Below are 21,819 nucleotides of genomic sequence, written 5' to 3'. Positions count from 1 at the left end.
CCCGCCTGTCATGAAAGATTCATTCAACTTGTGGCCTGGCCTGCCGCTCCAAGCAGAAGTCCGAGACAGCTTCGGACGGGAGCCAGCAGATGAGCCACGAGATGACGATGAGATGGATGCCGGGCGCGCCGGCAACCCTGTCGGCCCCGCGCCGGACGCCCCTGGGCCAGCACCTGCTGGACACGCACGACCCGGTGCTGGGCCGCCTGCAACGCCGCCTGCTGGTACTGGTTGATGGCCGCCGCGACCCTCATGTGCTGGGCCTGATCCTCGATGAGCTGCCGATCATCGAGGAGTTGAGCAAACTGGTGGCGCTGGGCTGGATCGAGTGGGAAGCCTCGCCGGCCTGGTTGCGCAAGGCCGCTTGAGCCGGCAGGCAGCCCTACTCCTTGGTAACGGTACCGAAGATCTTGTCGCCGGCGTCTCCCAGGCCGGGAATGATGTAGCCATGCTCGTTGAGATGGCTGTCGACGGCGGCAGTCCAGCAACGTACGTCGGGGTGCGCCGCCTCCAGCGCCTTGATGCCTTCCGGTGCGGCGACCATCACCAGGGCGCGGATGTCCTGGCAGCCGCGGCGCTTGAGCAGGTCGATGGTGGCGATCATCGATCCGGCGGTGGCCAGCATCGGGTCGACGATCAGCGCGATGCGCTCGCTCAGCCCGCCGACGAACTTCTCGAAATACTGCTCGGGCTGCAGCGTCTCCTCGTTGCGCGACAGGCCCACCACGCTGACCTTGGCGCTGGGCACCATGTCCAGCACGCCGTCGAGCATGCCGAGGCCGGCGCGCAGGATGGGTACCACGGTGAACTTCTTGCCGCGGATCTGCTCGATCTGGGTCGGGCCGCTCCAGCAGTCGATGGTGACGGTGTCCAGCGGCAGGTCGGCGGTGGCCTCGTAGGCCAGCAGGCTGGCCAACTCGCTGGTCAGCTCGCGGAATTTTTTGGTCGAGATGTCGGCTTCGCGCAGAAGGCCGATCTTGTGGCGCACCAAGGGGTGGCGCACGGCGATGATGGGCATGGTGTGACTTCCTGAGGGATAGGATGGCCCAAGCATAGCCCAGGCGCCGGCCGCTCCGCATGCGCCGCCTCAATGCCTGGCGGGCGCGAAGTCATGTCATGCGGCTGTGGCAAACTGTTCGCCGCCTTCCCGCCCACGGCTGACCCCATGAAGATCATCAGCGACAACTACGGTTCCGACCAGTCCGGCCTGATCTGCGGCTACCGCTTCCAGCCCGGCTCGGCCGGCATGCCGCTCAGTTCAGCCGAAGCGGCCGAGTGGCTGGCCGCACCACGCGACGCACAGGACGCGAGCTTCGTGTGGCTGCACTTCAACCTCAGCAACACAGCCGCGCAGAAATGGATGCAGCGCCACCTGGCACTGTCGGACACGTTCTACGAGGCACTGCGCGAGGGCACCCGCTCGACCACCGTGGAGTTCGCCGAGGATGCGCTGCTGGCGGTGCTCAACGACGTGCTGTTCGATTTCAGCTTCGACCCCGCCAACATCGCCACGCTGTGGTTGTCGGTCACCCCGCGCGTGGTGGTGTCGGCGCGCGCCACGCCGCTGCGCTCGATCGACCGCCTGCGCGAAGCGGTCAACGCCGGCGAGAGCTTCCGCTCCAGCGTGGAGCTGCTGATCCACCTGCTGCGCGACCAGGGCGACGTGCTGGTGCAGATCGTGCGCGAAACGACGCGCCGCCTCGACCGCATCGAGGACAGCATGCTCGCGCGCCGGCTGGAGACCAGCCGCGCCGAGCTGGGCAACCTGCGCCGCCTGCTGGTGCGCCTGCAGCGCCTGCTGGCGCCCGAGCCGGCCGCGCTGTTCCGCCTGCTCAACCGCCCGCCGGCCTGGATGCTGGAGGAGGACATCCAGGAGCTGCGCCACTCCACCGAGGAATTCTCGGCCGCGATCAACGACTCGGCGGTGCTGGTCGAGCGCGTGAAGCTGTTGCAGGAAGAGATCGCGGCCATGGTCAACGAACAGGACAACCGCAGCCTCTACGTGCTGACCATCGTGACCGTGCTGGCCCTGCCCTTCAACATCATCGGCAGCCTGTTCGGCATGAACGTGGGCGGCATTCCCTTCGCCGAGCATGAGCACGGCTTCCGCGCCGTGGTGCTGATCGTGGCCGTGTTCACCGGCATCGCGGCCTGGCTGGCCTTCCGCCGGCGACGCTGAAGACACACACTCTGACAAACCCACGGCCGCTGCCATACCAGCGATTGTTATCGTTCACAGCGATCCCGCGCAGGCCTTGTCAGGGCCAGTTCCGGTGGACAGTGCGTCCGCTCCGGCTGGTGGCACTCGGCGCGACGCACGGGGTCCCACCCGCGGCAGCAGCGTGCTGCCGTGTGCATCCGAGGAGACAAAGCATGAAAAAGCATCACCGGTGGCCACTGGCGGTCATCTGCAGCGTGGGTTTGAGCAGTGTGCTGATCGCCTGCGGCGGTTCGGGCAACGACGACCCGCAACCGACCACCCCCACCACACCGACCACGCCTTACGCACCGGCCACCTCGCTGGGCGCCGACGGCTGGGCCACCGCCAATAGCGTGACCCCTACCGGCGGCCATGGCGCCGACGCCGCCCATACCTACACGGTGACCAACCGCAACGAGCTGATCCAGGCCCTGTACGGCGGCACCGCCACCATCAATGACGATGGCACGTTCAGCGGCACCCTGGATAGCACCAAGAAGATCATCTACATCAAGGGCACCATCAACCTGTCGATGAACAAGGCGCTCAAGGAGCTGGTCGAGGCCGACTACGCCGCGCCCGGCTATGACTTCAACGCCTACGTCGCGGCCTACAAGCCCAGCGTGTGGAACGCCAACCCCACCAACTGGGACAGCGCCAACAACCGCCCCAAGGGCGTGTCCGGCACGCAGGAGTCGCTGCGCTCCACCTCCTCGGGCAACCAGGGCAAGATCGTCAAGATCGGGCTGGCGCCGAACACCTCGCTGATCGGCTGGGGCACGGATGCCAAGATCATCAAGGGCCAGCTTTCGGCAGGCGACGGCATCGACAACATCGTGATCCGCAACATCACCTTCGAGGACGCCTTCGACTACTTCCCGCAGTGGACGCCGACCGATTCCTTCTCGCTGACCACGCCAGCCCAGGCCGGCTGCCAGGCGACCTACGTGGATGCCAACACCGGCCCGCAGAAGTGCCCGGGCGGTCGCTGGAACTCGAACTACGATCTGGTCACGCTGAACGGCGGTAAAAACATCTGGATCGACCATTGCACGTTCAGTGATGGCAATCGCGAAGACTGGACCTTCCCGTCCGTGTTCGAAGCGCCGCACGTGGGCGTGGACTACTTCATCCAGCATCACGACGGCGCGGTGGACATCACGAACAAATCCGACTTCGTGACGCTCAGCTACAACGTGTTCAAGAACCACGACAAGACCAACCTGATCGGCAGTTCGGACACCACCAACGTCAACAACGGCTGGGGCGCGCTGTCGGTGACCTTGCACCACAACTGGTACCAGAACGCCGGCCAACGCCTGCCGCGCGTGCGCCTGGGCAAGGTGCACATCTACAACAACTACTACAGCGGGCAGATCGGCTACCTGGGCGCCTACGCCCCCACCGATGGCTCACCGGTGCCGCACAACCGTTACCTGTATGGCATCGGCATCGGCTATCTGGCCAAGATCTACTCCGAGCACAACGTGTGGGAGATCCAGGACGCGCCGGCCGGCAACCCCGCCAAGGTGGATGACACGGTGATGTTCTACACCTGGCACAAGGCCTCGCCGACCACGGGCAGCGGGCTGGATGTGAACCAGAAAACCTACTTCTTCGACAACGGCAGCACGCTCAACGGCGTGGCGCGCGACCTGTTCGCCGCCGCCAACACGATGGCGGCCTCGCTGAGCAAGCCGGCGCTGGTGAAGACCGATAGCTTCTGGACGCCGTCGAGCAACTACGGCTACACGCCGGATGATGCCTCGACCGTCAAGGCCAAGGTGACCGCCAACGCAGGGGCTGGCAAGCTGTAAACCGCCGCCTCCCGGCAACAAAAAGCCCGGCCAAGTGCCGGGCTTTTTGTTGTGCGCTACGCCCTCGACTTGTCACGCTCACGCCAGGGCAAATGCTTGCCTGGGGCCCTGCCGTCGCAGGGACGACAGGGAGCGGCAAGCCTGCGACTCACTCGATGCGCGCGACCTGCTCGAAGCTCAGGCGCGGGCCGCGCGGATAGTTGCCACTGGCATCGCCGTAGCCCAGGTTCATGATGAAGTTGGACTTCCAGCGCCCGTCCGCGAAGAAGGCCGCGTCCAGCTTGTCGTTGTCGAAACCCGACATCGGCCCGCAATCCAGGCCCAGCATGCGCGCGGCGACGATGAAGTAAGCCCCCTGCAAGCTGCTGTTGCGCAAGGCGACGGTCGCCGACAACGCGGGATTGGACTCGAAACCGGGGCGGATGTCGTAGGCCGGGAACAGGAAAGTCGAGTATTCCCAGAAGCGCGAATCCATCGCGACGATGACGTTCACCGGCGCGGCCATGGTCTTCTCGACATTGCCCGGCGACAAACAGGGGCGCAGCTTCTCCTTGGCCTCGGCGGATTTCACGAACACGAAGCGCCCCGGCGTCGAATTGGCCGCCGTGGGCCCCCACTTCATGAGGTCCACGATGGCCTGCAGGGTATCGTCGCTGACCGGTTTGTCAGTAAAACGGTTGAAGGTGCGGGCCGTACGGAAAGCTTGATCCAGCGCGGCATCGGGCAGGGGCAGATTCATGGGAGACTCCTTGCTTCGGGTAAGGACAGAATGGTCGGGACAGCCCGGCTGAGACAAGCCGCGCGCATCAACCGTTCCGCTTGCGCTTGTCGCGCAGGTACAGCGTGTTGCCCTCGCGGGTCTCGATCTCGAACAGGTCGACCGCCTTGATCAGGTCGATCAGCTTCTTGTAGCCGTAGTTGCGCGAGTCGAACGAGGCCTGGTTGGCGATCTGCTGGCCGACGCGCCCCAAGGCAGCCCAACCGTCGTCACCCTCGGCCGCCTGGACCGTGTTGCGCAACAGGCTGACGAGGCGCGAGTCGCCCTTGAGCTCCTTGCCCGACTTGCGCGCCACGCTGGCCCGCGCGCCAGCCGGCGCGGACTCTTCCGCCGCCTCCTCCACCAGGTCCTCGACATCGAGGTAAAGGAACTTGGAGCAGGCATTCACGAAAGCGCTGGCCGTCTTGCGTTCGCCGAAGCCCACCACGGTCTTGCCATCGGCCTGCAGGCGCGTGGCCAGCGGGGTGAAATCGGAGTCGGAGGACACGATGGCGAACACGTCGACCTTGCGCGCATAGAGCGCATCCATCGCGTCGATGGTCAGCGCCATGTCAGTCGCATTCTTGCCCTTGGTCAGGTCAAACTGCTGGATCGGCTGGATCGCATACTCATGCAAGAGCTTGGCCCAGGAGTTCAGGCGCTCGCCCTTCCAGTTGCCATAGGCGCGGCGGATGCTGACGGTGCCGAAGCCGGCCAGCTCGTTGAGGATGACATCCACATGGCTGGCGGGTGCATTGTCGGCGTCGATGAACAGCGCCACGAAACGGTCGGAGGAGGGGGTCATGGCTGAGTCCGGTAGAGGCAGGTGCTCTGGAGTGTAGCCCGGATGGAACACAGTGGAATCCGGGAGTGAGCTGCCGGATGTTTTTGTTCCCTTCTCCCGCTTTGAGGGAGAGGGTGGCCCGCAGGGCCGGGAGAGGGGAGCCGAGTACGGCCTTACTCGGCCGTCGCGTCGGCGAAGGCCGAGAAGGCCTTCTCGATCACGCTGCGGGGCAGCTCGACCACGATGAACACCAGGCGGGTGTCGTGGTCCTCGTCCGGCCAGGCGTCCAGGACCGCCTCGTCATAGCGCTCGTGCTGCACGGCATGCACCACGCGCGGTACGGGCTCACCTTCCACGGCCACCAGCCCCTTGACGCGCAGGATGTGCGCGCCGACCACCGACTGCAGCATGTCCATGGCCTCGGAAAAGCGAGCCCAGGCGAAGGGCTGGGCGAAGCGCAGCACGTGCGTCTGCACGCGGGCGTCATGCAGGGCCTCGCTGTTCTGCGCCGCCAGCGGGCGCCCGAAGGCGTCGCGCTGCAAGCCTTGCTGGGCCTTGCGGGCGGCCTCGCCAAGCCAGCGCAGCGCGTCGGGGCTGCGCGTAGCCGGGTCATAGAGGCCCATGCCTTCGAGCAGGCCGGGCGGCACCTTGCCCGGTTCGGACTGCCAGCAGTCGACCTGCGGGTTCAAGGCCGCGACGCGTTCGCGCGCCTCCTCGATCAGCAGGCTGTCGGCCAGATCGCACTTGGTCAGCACCACGCGATCCGCCAACGCGATCTGCTTGATCGCTTCGGGGTGTTGCGCCAGTTGCCAGGGCGCGTTGCGCACATCCAGCGTGCTCACCACGCCGTCGAGGCGGAAGCGCTCGGCGAGGAAGAAGTCGCGCATCAAGGTGTGGATCACCGGCGCCGGGTCGGCCAGGCCGGTGGTCTCGATGACCACGCGGTCCAGGCGCGGGATCTCGCGCCGCAGACGACGCATGAACAGCTCACGCAGGCTGCGCGAAAGATCACCGCGCACGGTGCAGCACAGGCAGCCGGATTCCAGCAGCGTGATCTCTTCCGTGAGTTCCTGCACCAGCAGATGGTCCAGCCCGACCTCGCCAACCTCGTTGATCAGCACCGCACAGCCCGCCATGGCCGGATCACGCAGCAGGGCTTGCAGCAGCGTGGTCTTGCCACTGCCCAAAAAACCAGTGAGCAGGGTGACGGGAATGCGCTTGTCCATGGCGGAACCGCCAGGGCCTCAGTGCGAATGCCCGAGGGAGGACAATGCGATCAGCCCGATCCCCATCAGCATCGCGACGGTCTGCCACATCGAGGTGCTCCGATGCCCCTCGCGCCGCAGCATGGGCAGCAGATCGGAGATCGCAATGTAGAGGAAGCTAGCCGAGGCGATGGTCAGGATGTAGGGCAGCACATCCTCTGCATGCGTGAGCGCGAAGTAACCGACCAAGCCACCAAATATCGCCGTGAGGCTGGACAGGCCGTTGAACCACAGGGCGCGAGCAGTAGACATGCCGGCCGCGCGCAAGATGGCGAAGTCGCCGGTCTCCTGCGGGATTTCGTGCGCGATCACCGCGAAAGCCGTGGTCCAGCCGAGGGCCGGATCGGTCAGGAAGGCCGCCGCGATCAGCACGCCGTCGACGAAATTGTGAAAACCATCGCCGACCAGCACCGACACCACCGTGTGATGACCCACGCCATGCGCATGTCGATGGTGGTGATGCTCGTGCCCGCCGCAATGTTGATCGTGCCCTTCCTCATCCACATGCGCGTGGCGCCACAGGGCGACACGCTCCAGGCCGTAGAAGCCCAGCAGGCCCAGCAACAGGGTCAGGAACAGGCTGTGCGGATCGGCCCCGCTCTCGAAGGCTTCGGGCAGCACATCCAGCAGCGACACGGCCAGCAACACGCCCGTCGCAAAGCCCACCAGGCGCGGCATCCAGCGCTGCGGCAGGCCGGCAATGACCAGACCGGCGACCAATAGACTGAGGATGCCGCCCATCAGGGTGGCCAGCAGAATCCAGACTAGCGTCACTTGTTATTCCTTGTGGTCGTTTTCGCAGCGCGCGCACTGGCCGGTGATGCACAGCTCCACCGCGTGTGGCGCAAAGCCCGGCGGCAGGGCCGGCGGCTGGGCGGGAATGTCTTCAAGACAGAACACCTTGCCGCAGCCTTCGCAGCGGAAATGGGCGTGCGCACCATGGGCCGGGGTGCTGGCCGAAGCCAGGCTGAAGCGGAACACCCGGTCCACATCGGTCACCCGATGCGCGAGGCCGGACTCGACCATCCAGTCCAGCACGCGGTACAGGGTGACGCGGTCGATCCCCGTGTCGCGCAGCGCGTTCTCCACGTCATGGTGGCTCAACGCGCGCTCAGCCCCTTCGAGCAGGCGCAGCACTGCGATGCGCGCCGGCGTGGCGCGCGCGCCCAGGGCGCGGATTCGCTCGCTGGCGGCCTGGATGTCAGAGGATTGCGGTTCGCTCATGCTGCCATTGGAGCACAGGCCGGTTGCTTGTGCAATCTAGTTGCACAACCCTATTTCTGCCCTGGCTGCTTGTAGGGCTCCAACTGCTGCATGTCGAGCCGGTAGCCGGCCGGGCCGAAGGGACTGTCACGGCGGTCGAGCTTGAGCTGGCCGCTGATCCAGTAGGGGTCCATGGTCTGCATTTTGATCGGCTTGCTGCTGACCACGTAGACGATCTGGTTCACCGGCGGCGGCGGCGTGTGGATGCAGGCGCCGAAGTAAGGCACCAGCAGGAACTCGGTGACCTCGTCCTTGACCTTTTCAATCGGGATCACGAAGCCCGGCATGCGGATAGCCTGGCCGTCCATCTCGCGCGCCAGGGGGGCGTTGTCCCAGGCTTCGCGCAGCTTGGCCAAGGCCTCATTGGCCTTGGGGTCGCCGTCCTGCAGCTTGGACAGGTCGATTTTCTTCATCGGCGCCATCGGGTCCCAGTCCTTGGGCATCAGCGCATCCCAGGTGATGGTGCGGAACGCGGTCTTGGCGGCGGGGGCGGACTGAGCGAGGCGGTCGCCGACCTTGTAGGCCGGTTTGTCGGCGGCCATGCTTGCCAGGGGCGCGGCAAGCGCGAGGAACAGGAGGAGCGTCTTCATGGGGGAGGGTTTCATGCGGGGTGGCTGCGCCCATTGTGGGCGGCCTTGCTGCCTTGGAGCAAGCCGCCTGGAATTCGTTCTGCCGGCGCGCGATTCTGGCGCACCCTCCGGGGCGCGCCAGCGATTCATCGTTTGCTGTCGCGCCCCGGAGGGTGCGTCAGAAACTCGCGCGCAAGCCCAGCACCAGGTTGCGGCCGGTCAGTGGCGCCGCATCCTTGATGAAGGAGGTGTGGGCGTAGGCCAATTCGTTGGTGAGGTTGTTGAGGCGGGCGTAGAACTGATAGCCCACCCCACCGACCGCGAGGCTGCGCGAGACGCCCAGGTTCAGCATGGTGTAGCCCGGGGTACGGGTCTCGTAGTCAGCCAGATTGTCCTGACTGGACACCCTATAGGTCTCCACCAGCCCTTCCCAGCCGCCCAGGCTGGCGTCAAAGCGCACGCCGGCGCGTGCGGCAGGAATGCGCGGCAGGTTGCCACCGTCGCCACTGAGCTTGCCACGCACATAGTCGCCGAACAGCGCGACACCGTAGTTGGGGCTCAGGGCCTGGCGGACCTGGCCTTCGAGGCCGGTGAACACCGCATCGTGCTGGCTGTACTGGATCAGTTGCAGACCATCCAGCTCGTCCAGGGTGCGCGCATAGATGTAGTTGCGTACGCGGTTGTAGTAGGCCCCCAGCGAGAAGGTGGTGGGGCCGCTGAGCTTGCGCACGCCAATGTCGAGATTGACCGAGGTCTCCTTGTCGAGATCCGCATCGCCGCGCTCATAGGTGCGCGTGGCCAGGTGCAGCCCGTCGGCATACAGCTCCTCGGCGGTGGGCAGGCGCTGGGCCCGGGTCAGCGAACCGCTGAGCAGGTAGCTTGGCGCGAACTTCCAACTGGCGCCGACGGACAGCGAGGTGCCGGTGTGATCGCGATCGGGCTGCTCGCCCTGCGCGTCGATCTGTTGCCATTCCTGGCGTACCGCGGCCTCGAAGCGCCAGGCGCCCAGGCGGTATTCCTCGGTCAGGAACAGCGCCTGACGCCGCGTCTCGGTCGGCACGATGTAGGCCTCTTCGCCGTCGGCCGAGAAGTCGCGTGCGCTGCCCTGCAGGCCGACGACGCCACGCCAGCCGGCGATGGGCAGGTGTTCCAGCTCCAGCCGGCCGTCATGCGCCTTGTTCTTGAAGGTGGTCATGATCTGACCGTCTTCCACCTCGTCGTGCTGGTAGTCGGTCAGGGCCGCGCGCAAGCGTGCCTTGGCGAAGCCGGGCAGCGGATCGCGCAGTTCGCCGCGCAAGTCCCAGCGCAGGCTGTCGAGCTTGATGCGCGGCACGTCTGCCGCCGACTCGGCACCATGATCGTGGTCGTGATCATGATCGTCGTCGCCCTCTTCTTCCTCTTCGTGGCCACCACAGTGCAAGCTGTCATCGTGCGTATGGCAGCCCTCGTATTCATGACTGTGCCCCGGCAGGCCGTAGCGGCTGCTGATCGAGCTGACCGCCAGCCCGATGTAGCCACGCTCACCGATCCAGGACATGCCGAAGCTGCCACTCTCGCTGCGACTGTCGCTGCCCAGTACCTTGTCGCCACCCGACCAGCCATCCCCCACGCGGTAGTCGCTGGCGTAGCGCTTGAGGCCCTCGGCGTGCACGGCGACGTTCCCGCCACCGGCAGTCACGCTGGCGGCCACCACCCCCTCCCGTGCGGCGGAGGCGCCACGCAGCTCCACGCCGCCACGCCGGCCGTTCTCCGGGATCGCCGTGGGCACGCGCTCATCCAGCACATTGACCACGCCGCCGATGGCGCCGCCGCCGTAGGCCAGCGAGGAGGGGCCGCGCAGCACTTCGATCTGGGTGGACAGCATCGGCTCCACGCCCACCGCATGGTCGGGGCTGATGGTGGAGGCATCCATCACTTCGGCGCCGTCGGACATGACGCGCACGCGCGCGCCGTCCATGCCGCGAATGATCGGCCGGCTGGCGCCCGCGCCGAAGTGGCTGGCGCTGATGCCCGGCTCGCCCTCCAGCGTTTCGCCCAAGGTGGCGGCACGCTTGCTGACGAGCTCTTCATCCGCCAGCACGCTGACCGGCGTGCCCATGTCGGCGCTGCTGGTCCCGAGAGGACTGGCACTGACCGTGGCGGCAGGCAACACTTTATCGGCGGGACTTGCCTGCTGCGCAAGCGCGGGCTGCGCAAGGAAGGGAAGGGCGAGCAGACAGGCCCGGCTGAGGGGGTGGAGAGCAAAGTTCATGGCACTGGCGAAGACTGGGTGGGAGGAAATGGAATGGGGAATGCGTGGAGCCGGGCGATGGCGGGATTCAGGACCACACGCCATCCAGGGCCAGCAGCACACGCGGTGTGTGCTCCGGCCGCACAGCGGGGGAACGATGGATGGCGCCCAGCCGGGCATTGCCGGGCCAGGCCTCGCCCTTCACCAGGGCGATTGCGAAAGCGGGCAGCGACAGGCATGCGGCCGGGTCGAGGATGAGTCCGGCCTCTTCGTCGCTACGCAGGTCGGCGCGCCCCAGCAGACTCCGGTCCGCCGCCTGCCCGGGCAGGTAGTCAGTCCCCGCACCGCGATAGCTGCACAGCAGGCGGATACCGACGCGATCGACATGGAAGCGCGGACACATTGCCCGCTGCAGCACTTCAAGGCGCAGACCGATCTGGTCGCAATCGAGCAGATCGGTCAGCAGCTCGACCAGGCTGTCCATCTCACGCACTACTGCATGACGGCCCGGCGCGTAGGGCAGACGATTGGCGTCCAGCACTTCGCCGCGCATCAGCCGCAGGCGCAGGCCGGAGCCGAGCGCCTGGAGCACCTGGGGATTGTCGAAGTAGGCGACGATCGCCGGATTGGGGTCACGGGGCAGCCAGGCCAGATTGACCTCGGGCTGGAAAATGGCGTCCAGCTCCACCAGTTCGCTGCAGAAGCGCGCCTGCGGCTCGACGAGTGGCGAAAGCTCAGCGTGACCCATCGATCACATCCATGACATGGTCGAAACTGGCCTGGGATGAGGTGTCGCGGGCACTCATCAGGCACCGCGACAAGACCTCACGGAACTCCGCCTCGGGCAGGCGCTCGCCGATGAAGACCAGGGTTGAATTGCGCGCGCCCTCGGGCGGCCAGGGCTCGGCGAGACTCAGCGCCATGAGCATGTGCACGCCCTGCAGCACGACACGGTCATCGTGCCCATCCATGTTGATCACGCCCTTGTAGCGCAGCATGCGGGCGCCGTAGCGGTCGATCAGGGCGCCCAGCGCGAAACGCAGGCGGATGGACGAAAAGGCTTCGTCGAACTCCAGCACGAAGGAACGAATGTCGTCGTCGTGGTGGTGATGCAGCGGCGCGAGGAAACTCGGGTCGATCTCCTCTGCGACCTCCAGGCTGAAGGCGTCGATATCCAGCACCTCGGCCAGATCGACCTCGCCGAAATGCACGGGCCTGATCGGCGCGCGCCGATTGAGCTGACGCAGGCGCACCACCAGCGCATCCTGGGCCTCAGGGGTGACCAGATCTGTCTTGGAAAGCAGGAGGCGGTCGGCAAAACCGATCTGCTCCTGCGCCTCATGGTGGGCGTCGAGCTGCTGCATCGCATGGACCGCATCGACCACGGTGACCACCGCGTCGAGCCGATACTGATCGGCGATCACCGGCTCGACGAAGAAGGTCTGCGCCACCGGCGCCGGGTCGGCCAGCCCGGTGGTCTCGATCAGGACGCGCTCGAAATCGAGCTCACCGCGCTGCCGGCGCTCGGCCAGCTCGCCCAGCATCAACACCAGATCGTCCCGCACGGTGCAGCAGATGCAGCCATTGTTCATCAGCACGATCTGTTCTTCACCGTGCTTGACCAACAGGGCGTCATCCACCCCGACGGCGCCGAACTCGTTCTCGATGACCGCGATACGGTGACCGTGCGCCTCGCGCAGGATGCGATTGAGCAAGGTCGTCTTGCCCGCACCGAGAAAGCCAGTCAGGACCGTAACGGGAATCGCGTGTGCTCGGGTGGCGGAGGGTGCGGCAGCGGGCATGATGAAACAAGGCAGCAGATGCAACTTGTTTGCATTTTAACCGCGCCGCGCATAAATGCAACAGCGTTGCAGTTACATCTTGGGACTCAAACCGTCCGCCAAGGACATCCGATACGCCCGCAAGCCCGGCAACAGGCTGGCAAGCAGCCCGGCCGACAGAATCGCGCACACCAGCCACCACTCGTCGGCGGTGGGCCAGTGGAAGCCCGGGGTGATGCCGTAGTGCGCCTGTAACCAGGGCTCGCCGGTCCACAACAAGCCCCCCAACAACACCGCGCCGCCCACCACGCCGGCCAAGGTGACCGCCAGCCCTTCGAGGCTCAGCAGCGCGAGCAAGGCCAGGGGACGCGCGCCGACCGAACGCAGGATCGCCAGCTCGCGGCGTCGCGCATCCAGCCCGGCCAGGATGGTCGCCACCAGACCCGCCAGCCCGACCACGGCCACCAGCGCCGAGACGAGCATCAGCGCCCGCTCGACCTGGCCCACCACTTCCCACAACTGGTCCAGGGTCACGCCGGGCATCACCGCCATCAGCGGCTCGTCCTTGAAGTTGTTGATGTAGCGCTGCATCGCGAACACGTCGCTGCGGCGCTTCAGCCCCACCAGCATGGCGGTGACCGACTTGGGCGTGAGATCGAACTTCTGCACCAGTTCCGGCGGCACGCGGAAGCCCGGCACCGGCATACCGCCTTGCCAGTCGATGTGCAAGGCCTCCATGGTCTGCAGGCTGATATGCACCGTGCGGTCCACCGGGGTGCCGGTGCGCGCCAGGATGCCGATGATCACGCAGGGCTTGTCGTCGTGCTCACCCACTTCCAGCTCAGCGCTGCCATGGGCCAGCACGATCTTCTGCCCGAGGGTGTAACCCATCCGCTCGGCCACCTCGGCACCGATCACCGCCTCGAACAGCCCGGCGAATGCGCGCCCCTCGGTGATGACAAGCGACTGCCGCGCGCCGTAACGGAAGCGCTCGAAGTAGGCCACCTCGGTCCCCAGAACGGAGAAGCCGCGATGCATGTCCCCCAGGGACAGGGGCACGGCCCAGTCGACCGCGCCGTGACCGGCGATCTTCTGCGCCGAGGCCCAGTCCATGTTCTGGCTGGCTTCACCGATGTGGAACACCGCGTAGAGCATCAACTGGGTGGGGCTGCCACGCGGCCCCACCACCAGGTCGGTGGCCGAGACCGACTGGGTGAAACTCTCGCGCAAGTCATGGCGCAGGCGCGCGATACCCAGCAGCAGGGCGGTGGCCAGCACCAGCGAGATGAGGGTCAGGCCCAGGGTGTAACGGCGGTTCCAGGCGCTGCGCAGGGCCAGGCTGAAGAGGTAGCTCACGCCAGCTCCCCGGCCGCGCGGCTCAGCTCATGCAGTGCCTGTACCCGCGGGAAACGCCCCGCCAGGCGCTGGTCGTGACTGACGAACAGGAGGGTGGAGCCGGCCTCGGCCGCCTCGCGCAACAGCAGGTCCAGGAAGGCCTGCTGACGCTCCGCATCGAGTGCGGAGGTGGGCTCGTCGGCGATCAGCAGCTCCGGCCGGCCAATCAAGGCCCGCGCCGCCGCCACACGCTGCTGCTGGCCTACCGACAGCGCGGTCGCCGGCTTGTGCCAGTGATCTTCCTGCAGGTCGAGGTGGCCCAGCAGACGCGCCGCCTCGGCGTGGAGGTCACGCGCGCCGCCGGCCAGTGCGCGGGCACGCCGCTGCGCCGAGAAACGGCAGGGCAGCAGCACGTTGTCGAGCACGTTCAGGTAGGGCACCAGATTGAACTGCTGGAAGATGAAGCCGATGTGCTCCACGCGCAGGCGGTCGCGCTGTGCCGCGCCGAGCGTGTCGAGGCGCCGGCCCAGCAGTTCGACGCTGCCCGCCTGTGGCGTCAGCACCCCGCCCAACAGGCCCAGCAAGGTACTCTTGCCGCTCCCGCTGGGGCCGTGCAGGAACAGGTGCTCACCGGTGGCGAGCGAGAAGGTCTCGATGGCCAGGCAGTCCTCGGTCTGCCCCGGCCAACGGTAACGCAGCCCGGTCAGGCGCAGGACCGCATCGCTCGCCACGGGCTCACCAGCTCAGCGTGCGCGACTTGCTGTTGAGCTTGGCCGCGCCTTGCCCCTTGTCGCTCACTACACGCGCGTTGATCACACGCAGCCGCTTGAAACCGTCAAACAGCTTGACCTCCACGCTCTTGAGTTCGCCCGGCTTGGCGCACTTGAAGCTGTACTCCGCATCGAGATCCGCATGTTCGGAGGCGGTCTTCTCGGGTTTGCTGCCCCCCGCCTCGCCCAGCAGCTCAGGCGCAATGACATCCGACTCCAGCTTTACCTTCGCGAGCTTGCAGCCGGCTGCAGGGCTCAGCACGAACAAGGCCTCGCCCTGACGCAACTGGGCCGCCACCTCGCGCACCTTGGCCAGATCCTTGTCGTACTTGGGTACGCGCTCGAAGCCGAGCAGGCTGTCGAGTGGAATCTCCATCGCCAGGACGAGCCGGTCCGTCTCCAGAGAAGCGTCCAGCTCGGCCACACCGTGCGAATGCCCGCCTGCGGACCACGCCGAGGCAGAAAACAGGAACAGTGCGGAAACCAGGGCTGGCGTTTTCATGTCGGACTCGCTTGAATGAAGTTGCCCGGCATTTGAACATGTCGGCGCAAATTTATGCAACAGAGTTGCAAGAGACCGCCGCCTACGTGCCGACTCGCCGGGTGGGCCGCCCCCATACCGTTTCGTATGGATAGCGCAAAACCGCAAGGAGCCTAGCTGTCCGCCGTGAGGACATGGGCGGTGGTATCCTTCGCAGCCCCCAAATCGGCCTGGCGCATGCCTACCCGGCCGCGTATGAGACTGCAGCAACCCAACGGAATTTGATGATGAAGCGTGTTGACGACTTTCGCCTGAAACTGGGCAAACACGAGCTGGTGCCCATCATGATCGGCGGCATGGGAGTCGATATCTCGACGGCCGAACTGTCGCTCGAGGCCGCCCGCCTGGGCGGGATCGGCCATATCTCGGACGCCATGGTGCCCACGGTATCGGATCGCCGCTTCAACACCAAGTTCGTCAAGGACAAGATGCAGCAGTACAAATTCAATGTACTGAACTCTGACAAGTCCGTCGTGCAGTTCGACCTCGGCCCGCTCGCCGAAGCCACCGCCAACCACGTCGGCAAGACCATGGAAGCCAAGCGTGGCCCCGGGCTCATCTTCATCAATTGCATGGAGAAGCTGACCATGAACGGCCCCAAGGAGACGCTGCGCGTGCGTCTGCGGGCCGCGCTGGACGCCGGCATCGACGGCATCACGCTGGCCGCCGGCCTGCACCTGGGCTCCTTCGCACTGATCGAGGACCACCCGCGTTTCCGCGATGCCAAGCTGGGCATCATCGTGTCCTCGCTGCGCGCGCTGCAACTGTTCATCAAGAAGAACGGCCGCACCGGTCGCCTGCCGGATTACATCGTCATCGAAGGCCCGCTGGCCGGTGGCCACCTGGGTTTCGGCATGGACTGGCGCGAGTACGAGCTGTCGAAGATCGTGATCGAGATCCGCGACTGGCTGCGCGCGGAGCAGATGGACATCCCGCTGATTCCAGCCGGCGGCATCTTCACCGGTAGCGACGCGGTCAACTTCCTGGAGATCGGCGCCGGCGCAGTGCAGGTGGCTACGCGTTTCACCGTCACCCATGAATGCGGCCTGCCGGAAGAGGTGCAGCAACACTACTTCGCGGCCAATGAAGAGGATGTCGAGGTCAACGAGATCTCGCCCACCGGCTACCCGATGCGCATGCTGAAGAGCAGTCCCTCCATCGGCAGCGGCATCCGCCCCAACTGCGAAGCCTATGGCTACCTGCTCGACGCCAAGGGCAACTGTCAGTACATCGAGGCCTACAACAAGGCGCTGGCCGCGCACCCCGACCCGAAGTCGCTCAAGGTCTTCGAGAAGACCTGCCTGTGCACCCACATGCGCAACTTCGACTGCTGGACCTGCGGCCACACCGTCTACCGCCTCAAGGACACGACCCTGCGCAACGCCGATGGCAGCTACCAGTTGCTGAGCGCCGAACACGTCTTCCACGACTACCAGTTCAGCACCGACAACCAGATCGCCCTGCCGCCGCAACAGGCAATCACTCCCGCCTGAGTGTCGGGGCGCCCCGCGCCCCTTTGCACCCCCCGCTGTCATCAATCTGCAAAACCCCGGGCGCAGCATGGTTAAGCCATGACTGCAGACAGCGCTCGTCCCTCATCCGCCCCGCACCCCGTCGCACGACGGGCCGACGGGCGCCTGGATCTCTGGGTATGCGGCCGCTGCGGCTATGTCTATGACGGCAACACGGGCGAGCCCCATACCCACACCCCGCCCGGCACCCCCTTCGAGCGCCTGCCCCACGACTGGCTCTGCCCGCACTGCGCGGCGGAGAAACGCTACTTCTTCATCTGAATTGACCCGAGGCCCGCCATGTCCCGTCCCGAGCACGACCCCGTCCACGACTCCATCCCTTGCCTGGGCGAACTGATCGACGCCCGCCTGTCCCGCCGCAGCGCCCTCAAGAGCCTGCTCGCCGGCGGTGCCGCGCTGGCCACCGCGCAGGCCGAAGCCGCCACACCGGACGACCCCTCGTCGCTGAACTTCGCGCAGGCGCCGCATACGATCCAGCACTACCAGCAGGTCTCCGCCGGGCACCGCGCACAGGTGTTGATCCGCTGGGGTGACAAGGTCGCGGCCGACGCGCCGGCCTTCGACCCGCTGGCGCAAAGCGCCGCCGCGCAGGAGAAGCAGTTCGGCTACAACAACGACTTTGTGGCCTTCATGCCCCTGCCGCGCGGGTCGAAGAACAGTAGCCACGGCCTGCTGTGCGTGAACCACGAGTACACCAACCCGGAGCTGATGTTCCCCGGCCTCACCAAGAGCACCGCGCTGCGTCAGATGACGCAGGCCCAGGTGGACGTGGAGATCGCCGCCCACGGCCATGCGGTGGTCGAGATCCGCAAGACAGCCGACGGCTGGAAGACGGTGGAGGACAGCCGCTACAACCGCCGCATCAGCGCGCTCAGCACGGAGATGACGATCTCCGGCCCAGCCGCCGGCCATGAGCGCCTCAAGACCAAGGCCGACCCGAGCGGCCGCAAGATCATCGGTACCCTCAACAACTGCGCGGGGGGCGTCACCCCCTGGGGCACGGTGCTGATTGCCGAGGAGAACTTCAACAACTACTTCGGTGGCAACCCCGAAGGCAAGCCGGAAGCGGCCAACTACCAGCGCCTGGGCATCAAGGGCAAGTCGGCCTACGCCTGGTCGCGCTTCCATGCGCGCTTCGACATCGAGCAGGAACCCAACGAGCCGAACCGCTTCGGCTGGGTGGTCGAGCTGGACCCCTACGACCCCAAGTCCACGCCCATCAAGCGCAGCACCCTGGGCCGCTTCAAGCACGAGGCGGCGACCTGCGTAGTCGCACCGGACGGCCGCGTGGTCGTGTACTCCGGCGACGATGAGGCCTTCGAGTACATCTACCGCTTCGTCACCGCCGGCAAGTTCAACGCCAAAAACCTCGCGGCCAATCGTGACCTGCTGGACGAAGGCACGCTGTCGGTGGCGAAGTTCAGCGAGGACGGCACGCTGCGCTGGCTGCCCCTGGTGTTCGGCCAGGGCCCGCTGACCCCGGCCAACGGCTTCCAGTCGCAAGCCGATGTGCTGATCGAGACGCGCCGCGCCGCCGACCTGCTGGGCGCCACGCCGATGGACCGCCCGGAAGACGTGGAGGCCAACCCGGTCAATGGCCGCGTGTATGTGATGCTCACCAACAACAACACGCGCAAGCCCGAGCAGGTCAGCAAGATGAACCCGCGTGCCACCAACCTCTATGGCCACATCCTGGAACTGTTGCCCCCCGGCAGCGAGGCCAGCGATGGCGCGCCGGTGGCACAGCACACCGCCGACAGCTTCCGCTGGGAGGTGCTGCTGCTCGCCGGTAACCCGGCCGACCCCAAGCACGGCGCGAAGTACCACCCGGACACCTCGAGCAAGGGCAACTGGATGGCCGCGCCCGACAACTGCTGCTTCGACAACCGCGGCCGCCTGTGGATCACCACCGACCAGGGCTCCAGCCAGCGCAAGAATGGCATACCCGACGGCGTGTACGCCTGCGACGTCTCCGGCGCCGGCCGCGCCCTGCCCAAGTTCTTCTACGCCTGCCCCAAGGACGCGGAGATGTGCGGCCCGGCCTTCACCCCGGACAACCGCACCCTGTTCGTGGCCGTGCAGCACCCGGGCGAAGACGCCGACTCCACCTTCGACGACCCCTCCACCCGCTGGCCCGACTTCTCCCGCCGCATGCCACCGCGCCCCTCGGTGGTGGCGATCACGCGCGAGGATGGCGGGGTGATCGGCGGCTGAGCGCCCTGTCACGCCCCTCCCTTGCAAGGGGGAGGGGTAGGCCCGGGCGGCCGGCGGCGCAAACACCACGAGCCGATCCCGCCTGCGCAGCGGTAAAATCACTGGTTCAACGTCATCGAGCCAAGCCATGAGCCGCAGCAACTGGGAAGTCGTCATCGGGCTGGAGACACACGTCCAGCTCAACACCGCGTCCAAGATCTTTTCCGGCGCCAGCACCGCCTTCGGCGCCGCGCCCAATGTGCAGGCCAGCGCGGTGGACATCGCCCTGCCCGGCGTGCTGCCGGTGCTCAACCGTGGCGCCGTCGAGCGCGCCATCAAGTTCGGCCTGGCGATCGGCGCGAACGTGGCGCCGCGCTCGGTGTTCGCGCGCAAGAACTACTTCTACCCCGACCTGCCCAAGGGCTACCAGATCAGCCAGTTCGAGCTGCCGGTGGTACAGGGCGGCACGATCACGATCCAGGTCGGCGAGGGTGACAAGGCTTACAGCAAGACCGTGCGCCTGACCCGCGCCCACCTCGAAGAAGATGCCGGCAAGTCGCTGCACGAAGACTTCCACGGCCAGAGCGGCATCGACCTCAACCGCGCCGGCACGCCGCTGCTGGAGATCGTGACCGAGCCGGACATGTCGTCCAGCGCCGAAGCGGTCGCCTATGCCAAGGCGCTCCACGCGCTGGTGCAGTGGATCGACATCTGCGACGGCAACATGCAGGAGGGCTCGTTCCGCTGCGATGCCAACGTGTCGGTGCGCCGCCCCGGTGAGCCGCTGGGCACGCGCCGCGAGATCAAGAACCTGAACTCCTTCCGCTTCCTGCAGCAGGCCATCGAATACGAGATCGGCTGGCAGATCGAGACGCTGGAGGACGGCGGCAAGATCCAGCAGGCCACCGTGCTGTTCGACCCGGACTCCGGCGAGACGCGGGTGATGCGCACCAAGGAAGACGCCCACGACTACCGCTATTTCCCCGACCCCGACCTGCTGCCACTGGAAATCTCCGACGCCTGGAAGGCGGAAGTGAAGGCAGCCATGCCGGAACTGCCGCAGGAACTGGCCGCGCGCTTCCAGAACGACTACGGCCTGTCCGCCTACGACGCCGCGACCCTGACCGCCAGCCGCGATACCGCGCTGTACTACGTCGAGATCGTGAAGCAGGCCGGTGCAGCGCAAGCCAAGATTGCCGCCAACTGGGTCATGGGCGAACTGGCCGCGCGCCTCAACAAGGAAGAGAAGAGCATCGCGCAGAGCCCGGTCTCCGCTGTCCAGCTCGCCGGTCTGATCGGGCGGATCACCGACAACACCATCTCGAACAACATCGCCAGGAAGGTCTTCGAAGCCCTGTGGAATGGCGAAGGCAGCAGCGCCGACGAAGTGATCGAGAAGCAGGGTTTGAAGCAGGTCACCGACCTGTCCGCCATCGAACCCATCATCGACGAGGTGCTGGCCAACAACGCGCAGAACGTGGCCGAGTACAAGGCCGGCAAGGAGAAGGCTTTCAACGCGCTGGTCGGCCAGGTCATGAAGGCCAGCAAGGGCAAGGCCTCACCGGCCCAGGTGAACGAGTTGCTGAAGAAGAAGCTGGCCGGCTGAACGCCATGGCCACGCAGGCCAGGGCGCAGGGCGCGAGCCGTGCGCCCTTTTTGTTTGCCGTCAGGCAGGCGTCATTATCGGGAACTAAGCTGTAGGAGGCTGACTCTGTTTCGTTGCTGTGACTTCCCCGTGCAAACAATAAGGAGCAAGACCATGAGCGAAATGACGCAAGCAAGTCGTGACAAACTGGTGGCCGATCTCAAGCTGGTGCTGAGCGATGCCGAGGAACTGGTCAAGCTGACCGCCTCGGACGCCAGCGGCAAGCTGGCCGATGTGCGCAGCCGGCTGGGCGAGCACGTGGGCACTGCGAAGGAACGCCTGAGCGAGCTGGAAAGTGTGGTCGTCACCAAGACCAAGGAAGTGGCCAAGGCCACCGACCATTACGTGCATGAGCACCCCTGGCAGTCCATCGGCATCGCTGCCGGCGTGGCCTTCCTGCTGGGCATGCTGAGCAGCCGTCGCTGATATGGCCGACTCCGACGCGCCCGGCCTGGGCGCGCGCCTGTCGGCGCTTGTGGATGGCGCGCTGGGCATGGCCCAGACGCGCCTCTCGTTGCTCGCGGTCGAAATCGAGGAAGAAGGCATCCGCCTGGGCAGCGCGCTGTTCAACCTGATCCTCGCCGCACTGTTCCTGGCCTTCGGCCTGTTCGCGCTGGCCATCTTCCTGACCGTGTGGCTGTGGGACAGCCACCGCCTGCTGGTGATCGGCCTGTCCACCGTGTTCTTCCTCGTTGCCGCTGTGTGGTGTGGCGGCAATGCGCAGCGCCGGCTCAAGGATGGCAAGCGCTTGTTCACCGACAGCGTGGCCGAGTTGCAGCGCGACCGCGACGCCTTGCGGGGCGAGGAATGAGCAAGCTCGACCGTCGCGAGCGCGCGCTGGCCGAGAGACGCGCCACGCTGCTGGCGCGCTCGGCCACGCAGCGCGCACAGATCGCCCGTGCCTTGGGCGGCATGCAACCCGGCCTGGCCGGCGCCGAGCGCGCCTACCAGGCCGGTCGCTGGGTGCGCGAGCATGCCATGTGGATCGGCGCGGCCGGTGCCGTGCTGCTGCTGGTCAAACGCCCGCGCGGCGTGGCCCGCCTGGCTGCGCAAGCCTGGTCGCTGTGGCAGGGTTGGCGCCGGCTGGGCCTGTAGACGACAAGAGGCCGCCCGTGGGCGGCCTCCGCATGTGATGCG

At 66.3% G+C, this 21,819-nt stretch carries 23 protein-coding genes; 10 read left to right on the top strand and 13 right to left on the bottom strand.

The window, feature by feature from the left end:
- The first annotated feature begins 101 nt into the window (after positions 1-101).
- Positions 102-368: a hypothetical protein gene (locus tag NMB43_RS01475; RefSeq protein WP_494350384.1), complete on the top strand. Its 267-nt coding sequence runs from the start codon at positions 102-104 to the stop codon at positions 366-368.
- Between the two features lie 14 nt (positions 369-382).
- Here NMB43_RS01475 and upp read toward each other — a convergent pair whose 3' ends face one another.
- Positions 383-1,018, bottom strand: a complete 636-nt coding sequence (upp, locus tag NMB43_RS01470; protein ID WP_494350383.1) for a uracil phosphoribosyltransferase — start codon at positions 1,016-1,018, stop codon at positions 383-385.
- 147 nt (positions 1,019-1,165) lie between these two features.
- Here upp and NMB43_RS01465 point away from each other — a divergent pair, with 147 nt between their 5' ends.
- Positions 1,166-2,179, top strand: coding sequence for a transporter (locus NMB43_RS01465; protein ID WP_494350382.1), 1,014 nt, complete (start codon positions 1,166-1,168; stop codon positions 2,177-2,179).
- A gap of 194 nt (positions 2,180-2,373) precedes the next feature.
- On the top strand, positions 2,374-4,017 hold the full coding sequence (locus NMB43_RS01460) for a pectate lyase family protein (protein WP_494350381.1): 1,644 nt from the start codon (positions 2,374-2,376) through the stop codon (positions 4,015-4,017).
- Between the two features lie 148 nt (positions 4,018-4,165).
- On the opposite strand, the gene NMB43_RS01455 is transcribed toward NMB43_RS01460, so the two are convergent.
- The 12 genes from NMB43_RS01455 to NMB43_RS01400 all read right to left on the bottom strand — a co-directional run bounded on the left by NMB43_RS01455 (position 4,166) and on the right by NMB43_RS01400 (position 15,273).
- A complete protein-coding gene (locus NMB43_RS01455; RefSeq protein WP_494350380.1) occupies positions 4,166-4,756 on the bottom strand; it encodes a malonic semialdehyde reductase in 591 nt (196 codons plus the stop codon).
- Positions 4,757-4,823: 67 nt separating this feature from the next.
- Positions 4,824-5,579, bottom strand: coding sequence for an NYN domain-containing protein (locus tag NMB43_RS01450; protein ID WP_494350379.1), 756 nt, complete (start codon positions 5,577-5,579; stop codon positions 4,824-4,826).
- Positions 5,580-5,731: 152 nt separating this feature from the next.
- Positions 5,732-6,784, bottom strand: a complete 1,053-nt coding sequence (locus tag NMB43_RS01445) for a CobW family GTP-binding protein (protein WP_494350378.1) — start codon at positions 6,782-6,784, stop codon at positions 5,732-5,734.
- An 18-nt stretch (positions 6,785-6,802) separates the two neighbouring features.
- Positions 6,803-7,597, bottom strand: a complete 795-nt coding sequence (locus NMB43_RS01440) for a ZIP family metal transporter (RefSeq protein ID WP_494350377.1) — start codon at positions 7,595-7,597, stop codon at positions 6,803-6,805.
- Between the two features lie 3 nt (positions 7,598-7,600).
- Entirely contained in the window at positions 7,601-8,047 is a 447-nt protein-coding gene (locus NMB43_RS01435) for a Fur family transcriptional regulator (protein ID WP_494350376.1), read from the bottom strand.
- Positions 8,048-8,097: 50 nt separating this feature from the next.
- The gene (locus NMB43_RS01430; RefSeq protein ID WP_494350375.1) at positions 8,098-8,676 is read right to left on the bottom strand and encodes a DUF3299 domain-containing protein; all 579 of its coding nucleotides are present in this window, start codon (positions 8,674-8,676) and stop codon (positions 8,098-8,100) included.
- Positions 8,677-8,833: 157 nt separating this feature from the next.
- Positions 8,834-10,753, bottom strand: coding sequence for a TonB-dependent receptor domain-containing protein (locus NMB43_RS01425; protein WP_494350374.1), 1,920 nt, complete (start codon positions 10,751-10,753; stop codon positions 8,834-8,836).
- 220 nt (positions 10,754-10,973) lie between these two features.
- Positions 10,974-11,633 (bottom strand): DUF1826 domain-containing protein, encoded by a 660-nt coding sequence (locus NMB43_RS01420; protein WP_494350373.1) that lies wholly within the window; start codon positions 11,631-11,633, stop codon positions 10,974-10,976.
- On the bottom strand, positions 11,620-12,687 hold the full coding sequence (locus tag NMB43_RS01415) for a CobW family GTP-binding protein (RefSeq protein ID WP_494350372.1): 1,068 nt from the start codon (positions 12,685-12,687) through the stop codon (positions 11,620-11,622). Before NMB43_RS01415 ends, NMB43_RS01420 begins: the two co-directional genes overlap by 14 nt.
- Positions 12,688-12,759: 72 nt before the next feature.
- Entirely contained in the window at positions 12,760-14,022 is a 1,263-nt protein-coding gene (locus tag NMB43_RS01410; protein WP_494350371.1) for an ABC transporter permease, read from the bottom strand.
- A complete protein-coding gene (locus tag NMB43_RS01405) occupies positions 14,019-14,732 on the bottom strand; it encodes an ATP-binding cassette domain-containing protein (protein WP_494350370.1) in 714 nt (237 codons plus the stop codon). Before NMB43_RS01405 ends, NMB43_RS01410 begins: the two co-directional genes overlap by 4 nt.
- Before the next feature lie 4 nt (positions 14,733-14,736).
- Positions 14,737-15,273, bottom strand: a complete 537-nt coding sequence (locus NMB43_RS01400) for a DUF2796 domain-containing protein (RefSeq protein ID WP_494350369.1) — start codon at positions 15,271-15,273, stop codon at positions 14,737-14,739.
- Between the two features lie 266 nt (positions 15,274-15,539).
- Between NMB43_RS01400 and NMB43_RS01395 the strand changes: the two genes are divergently transcribed.
- From NMB43_RS01395 to NMB43_RS01365, 7 genes are all read left to right on the top strand, one after another.
- Positions 15,540-16,805 (top strand): nitronate monooxygenase, encoded by a 1,266-nt coding sequence (locus tag NMB43_RS01395; protein ID WP_494350368.1) that lies wholly within the window; start codon positions 15,540-15,542, stop codon positions 16,803-16,805.
- Positions 16,806-16,883: 78 nt separating this feature from the next.
- Positions 16,884-17,105, top strand: a complete 222-nt coding sequence (locus tag NMB43_RS01390) for a rubredoxin (RefSeq protein ID WP_494350367.1) — start codon at positions 16,884-16,886, stop codon at positions 17,103-17,105.
- An 18-nt stretch (positions 17,106-17,123) separates the two neighbouring features.
- Positions 17,124-19,058 carry a PhoX family protein gene (locus NMB43_RS01385; protein ID WP_494350366.1) on the top strand — a complete coding sequence of 645 codons (1,935 nt, stop codon included), beginning with the start codon at positions 17,124-17,126 and terminating at the stop codon, positions 19,056-19,058.
- A gap of 127 nt (positions 19,059-19,185) precedes the next feature.
- Positions 19,186-20,643, top strand: coding sequence for an Asp-tRNA(Asn)/Glu-tRNA(Gln) amidotransferase subunit GatB (gene gatB / locus NMB43_RS01380; RefSeq protein WP_494350365.1), 1,458 nt, complete (start codon positions 19,186-19,188; stop codon positions 20,641-20,643).
- A 153-nt stretch (positions 20,644-20,796) separates the two neighbouring features.
- Positions 20,797-21,108: an ElaB/YgaM/YqjD family protein gene (locus NMB43_RS01375; RefSeq protein ID WP_494350364.1), complete on the top strand. Its 312-nt coding sequence runs from the start codon at positions 20,797-20,799 to the stop codon at positions 21,106-21,108.
- A 1-nt stretch (position 21,109) separates the two neighbouring features.
- Positions 21,110-21,493, top strand: a complete 384-nt coding sequence (locus NMB43_RS01370; protein WP_494350363.1) for a phage holin family protein — start codon at positions 21,110-21,112, stop codon at positions 21,491-21,493.
- On the top strand, positions 21,490-21,777 hold the full coding sequence (locus NMB43_RS01365; RefSeq protein WP_494350362.1) for a YqjK family protein: 288 nt from the start codon (positions 21,490-21,492) through the stop codon (positions 21,775-21,777). Before NMB43_RS01370 ends, NMB43_RS01365 begins: the two co-directional genes overlap by 4 nt.
- Positions 21,778-21,819 lie beyond the last annotated feature (42 nt).

Source organism: Uliginosibacterium sangjuense (genome assembly GCF_059132465.1).
This window is presented reverse-complemented; position numbering and strand designations above follow the sequence as displayed.

Bases quoted from the DNA above. Each gene is read 5' to 3' on its own strand.
- NMB43_RS01425 (WP_494350374.1), bottom strand. From the start codon at position 10,753: ATGGGCACGCCGGTCAGCGTGCTGGCGGATGAAGAGCTCGTCAGCAAG.
- NMB43_RS01420 (WP_494350373.1), bottom strand. From the start codon at position 11,633: ATGGGTCACGCTGAGCTTTCGCCACTCGTCGAGCCGCAGGCGCGCTTC.
- NMB43_RS01385 (WP_494350366.1), top strand. From the start codon at position 17,124: ATGTCCCGTCCCGAGCACGACCCCGTCCACGACTCCATCCCTTGCCTG.
- NMB43_RS01400 (WP_494350369.1), bottom strand. From the start codon at position 15,273: ATGAAAACGCCAGCCCTGGTTTCCGCACTGTTCCTGTTTTCTGCCTCG.
- gatB (WP_494350365.1), top strand. From the start codon at position 19,186: ATGAGCCGCAGCAACTGGGAAGTCGTCATCGGGCTGGAGACACACGTC.
- NMB43_RS01415 (WP_494350372.1), bottom strand. From the start codon at position 12,687: ATGCCCGCTGCCGCACCCTCCGCCACCCGAGCACACGCGATTCCCGTT.
- upp (WP_494350383.1), bottom strand. From the start codon at position 1,018: ATGCCCATCATCGCCGTGCGCCACCCCTTGGTGCGCCACAAGATCGGC.
- NMB43_RS01365 (WP_494350362.1), top strand. From the start codon at position 21,490: ATGAGCAAGCTCGACCGTCGCGAGCGCGCGCTGGCCGAGAGACGCGCC.
- NMB43_RS01455 (WP_494350380.1), bottom strand. From the start codon at position 4,756: ATGAATCTGCCCCTGCCCGATGCCGCGCTGGATCAAGCTTTCCGTACG.
- NMB43_RS01450 (WP_494350379.1), bottom strand. From the start codon at position 5,579: ATGACCCCCTCCTCCGACCGTTTCGTGGCGCTGTTCATCGACGCCGAC.
- NMB43_RS01390 (WP_494350367.1), top strand. From the start codon at position 16,884: ATGACTGCAGACAGCGCTCGTCCCTCATCCGCCCCGCACCCCGTCGCA.
- NMB43_RS01370 (WP_494350363.1), top strand. From the start codon at position 21,110: ATGGCCGACTCCGACGCGCCCGGCCTGGGCGCGCGCCTGTCGGCGCTT.
- NMB43_RS01475 (WP_494350384.1), top strand. From the start codon at position 102: ATGACGATGAGATGGATGCCGGGCGCGCCGGCAACCCTGTCGGCCCCG.
- NMB43_RS01445 (WP_494350378.1), bottom strand. From the start codon at position 6,784: ATGGACAAGCGCATTCCCGTCACCCTGCTCACTGGTTTTTTGGGCAGT.
- NMB43_RS01375 (WP_494350364.1), top strand. From the start codon at position 20,797: ATGAGCGAAATGACGCAAGCAAGTCGTGACAAACTGGTGGCCGATCTC.
- NMB43_RS01465 (WP_494350382.1), top strand. From the start codon at position 1,166: ATGAAGATCATCAGCGACAACTACGGTTCCGACCAGTCCGGCCTGATC.
- NMB43_RS01435 (WP_494350376.1), bottom strand. From the start codon at position 8,047: ATGAGCGAACCGCAATCCTCTGACATCCAGGCCGCCAGCGAGCGAATC.
- NMB43_RS01430 (WP_494350375.1), bottom strand. From the start codon at position 8,676: ATGAAGACGCTCCTCCTGTTCCTCGCGCTTGCCGCGCCCCTGGCAAGC.
- NMB43_RS01395 (WP_494350368.1), top strand. From the start codon at position 15,540: ATGAAGCGTGTTGACGACTTTCGCCTGAAACTGGGCAAACACGAGCTG.
- NMB43_RS01460 (WP_494350381.1), top strand. From the start codon at position 2,374: ATGAAAAAGCATCACCGGTGGCCACTGGCGGTCATCTGCAGCGTGGGT.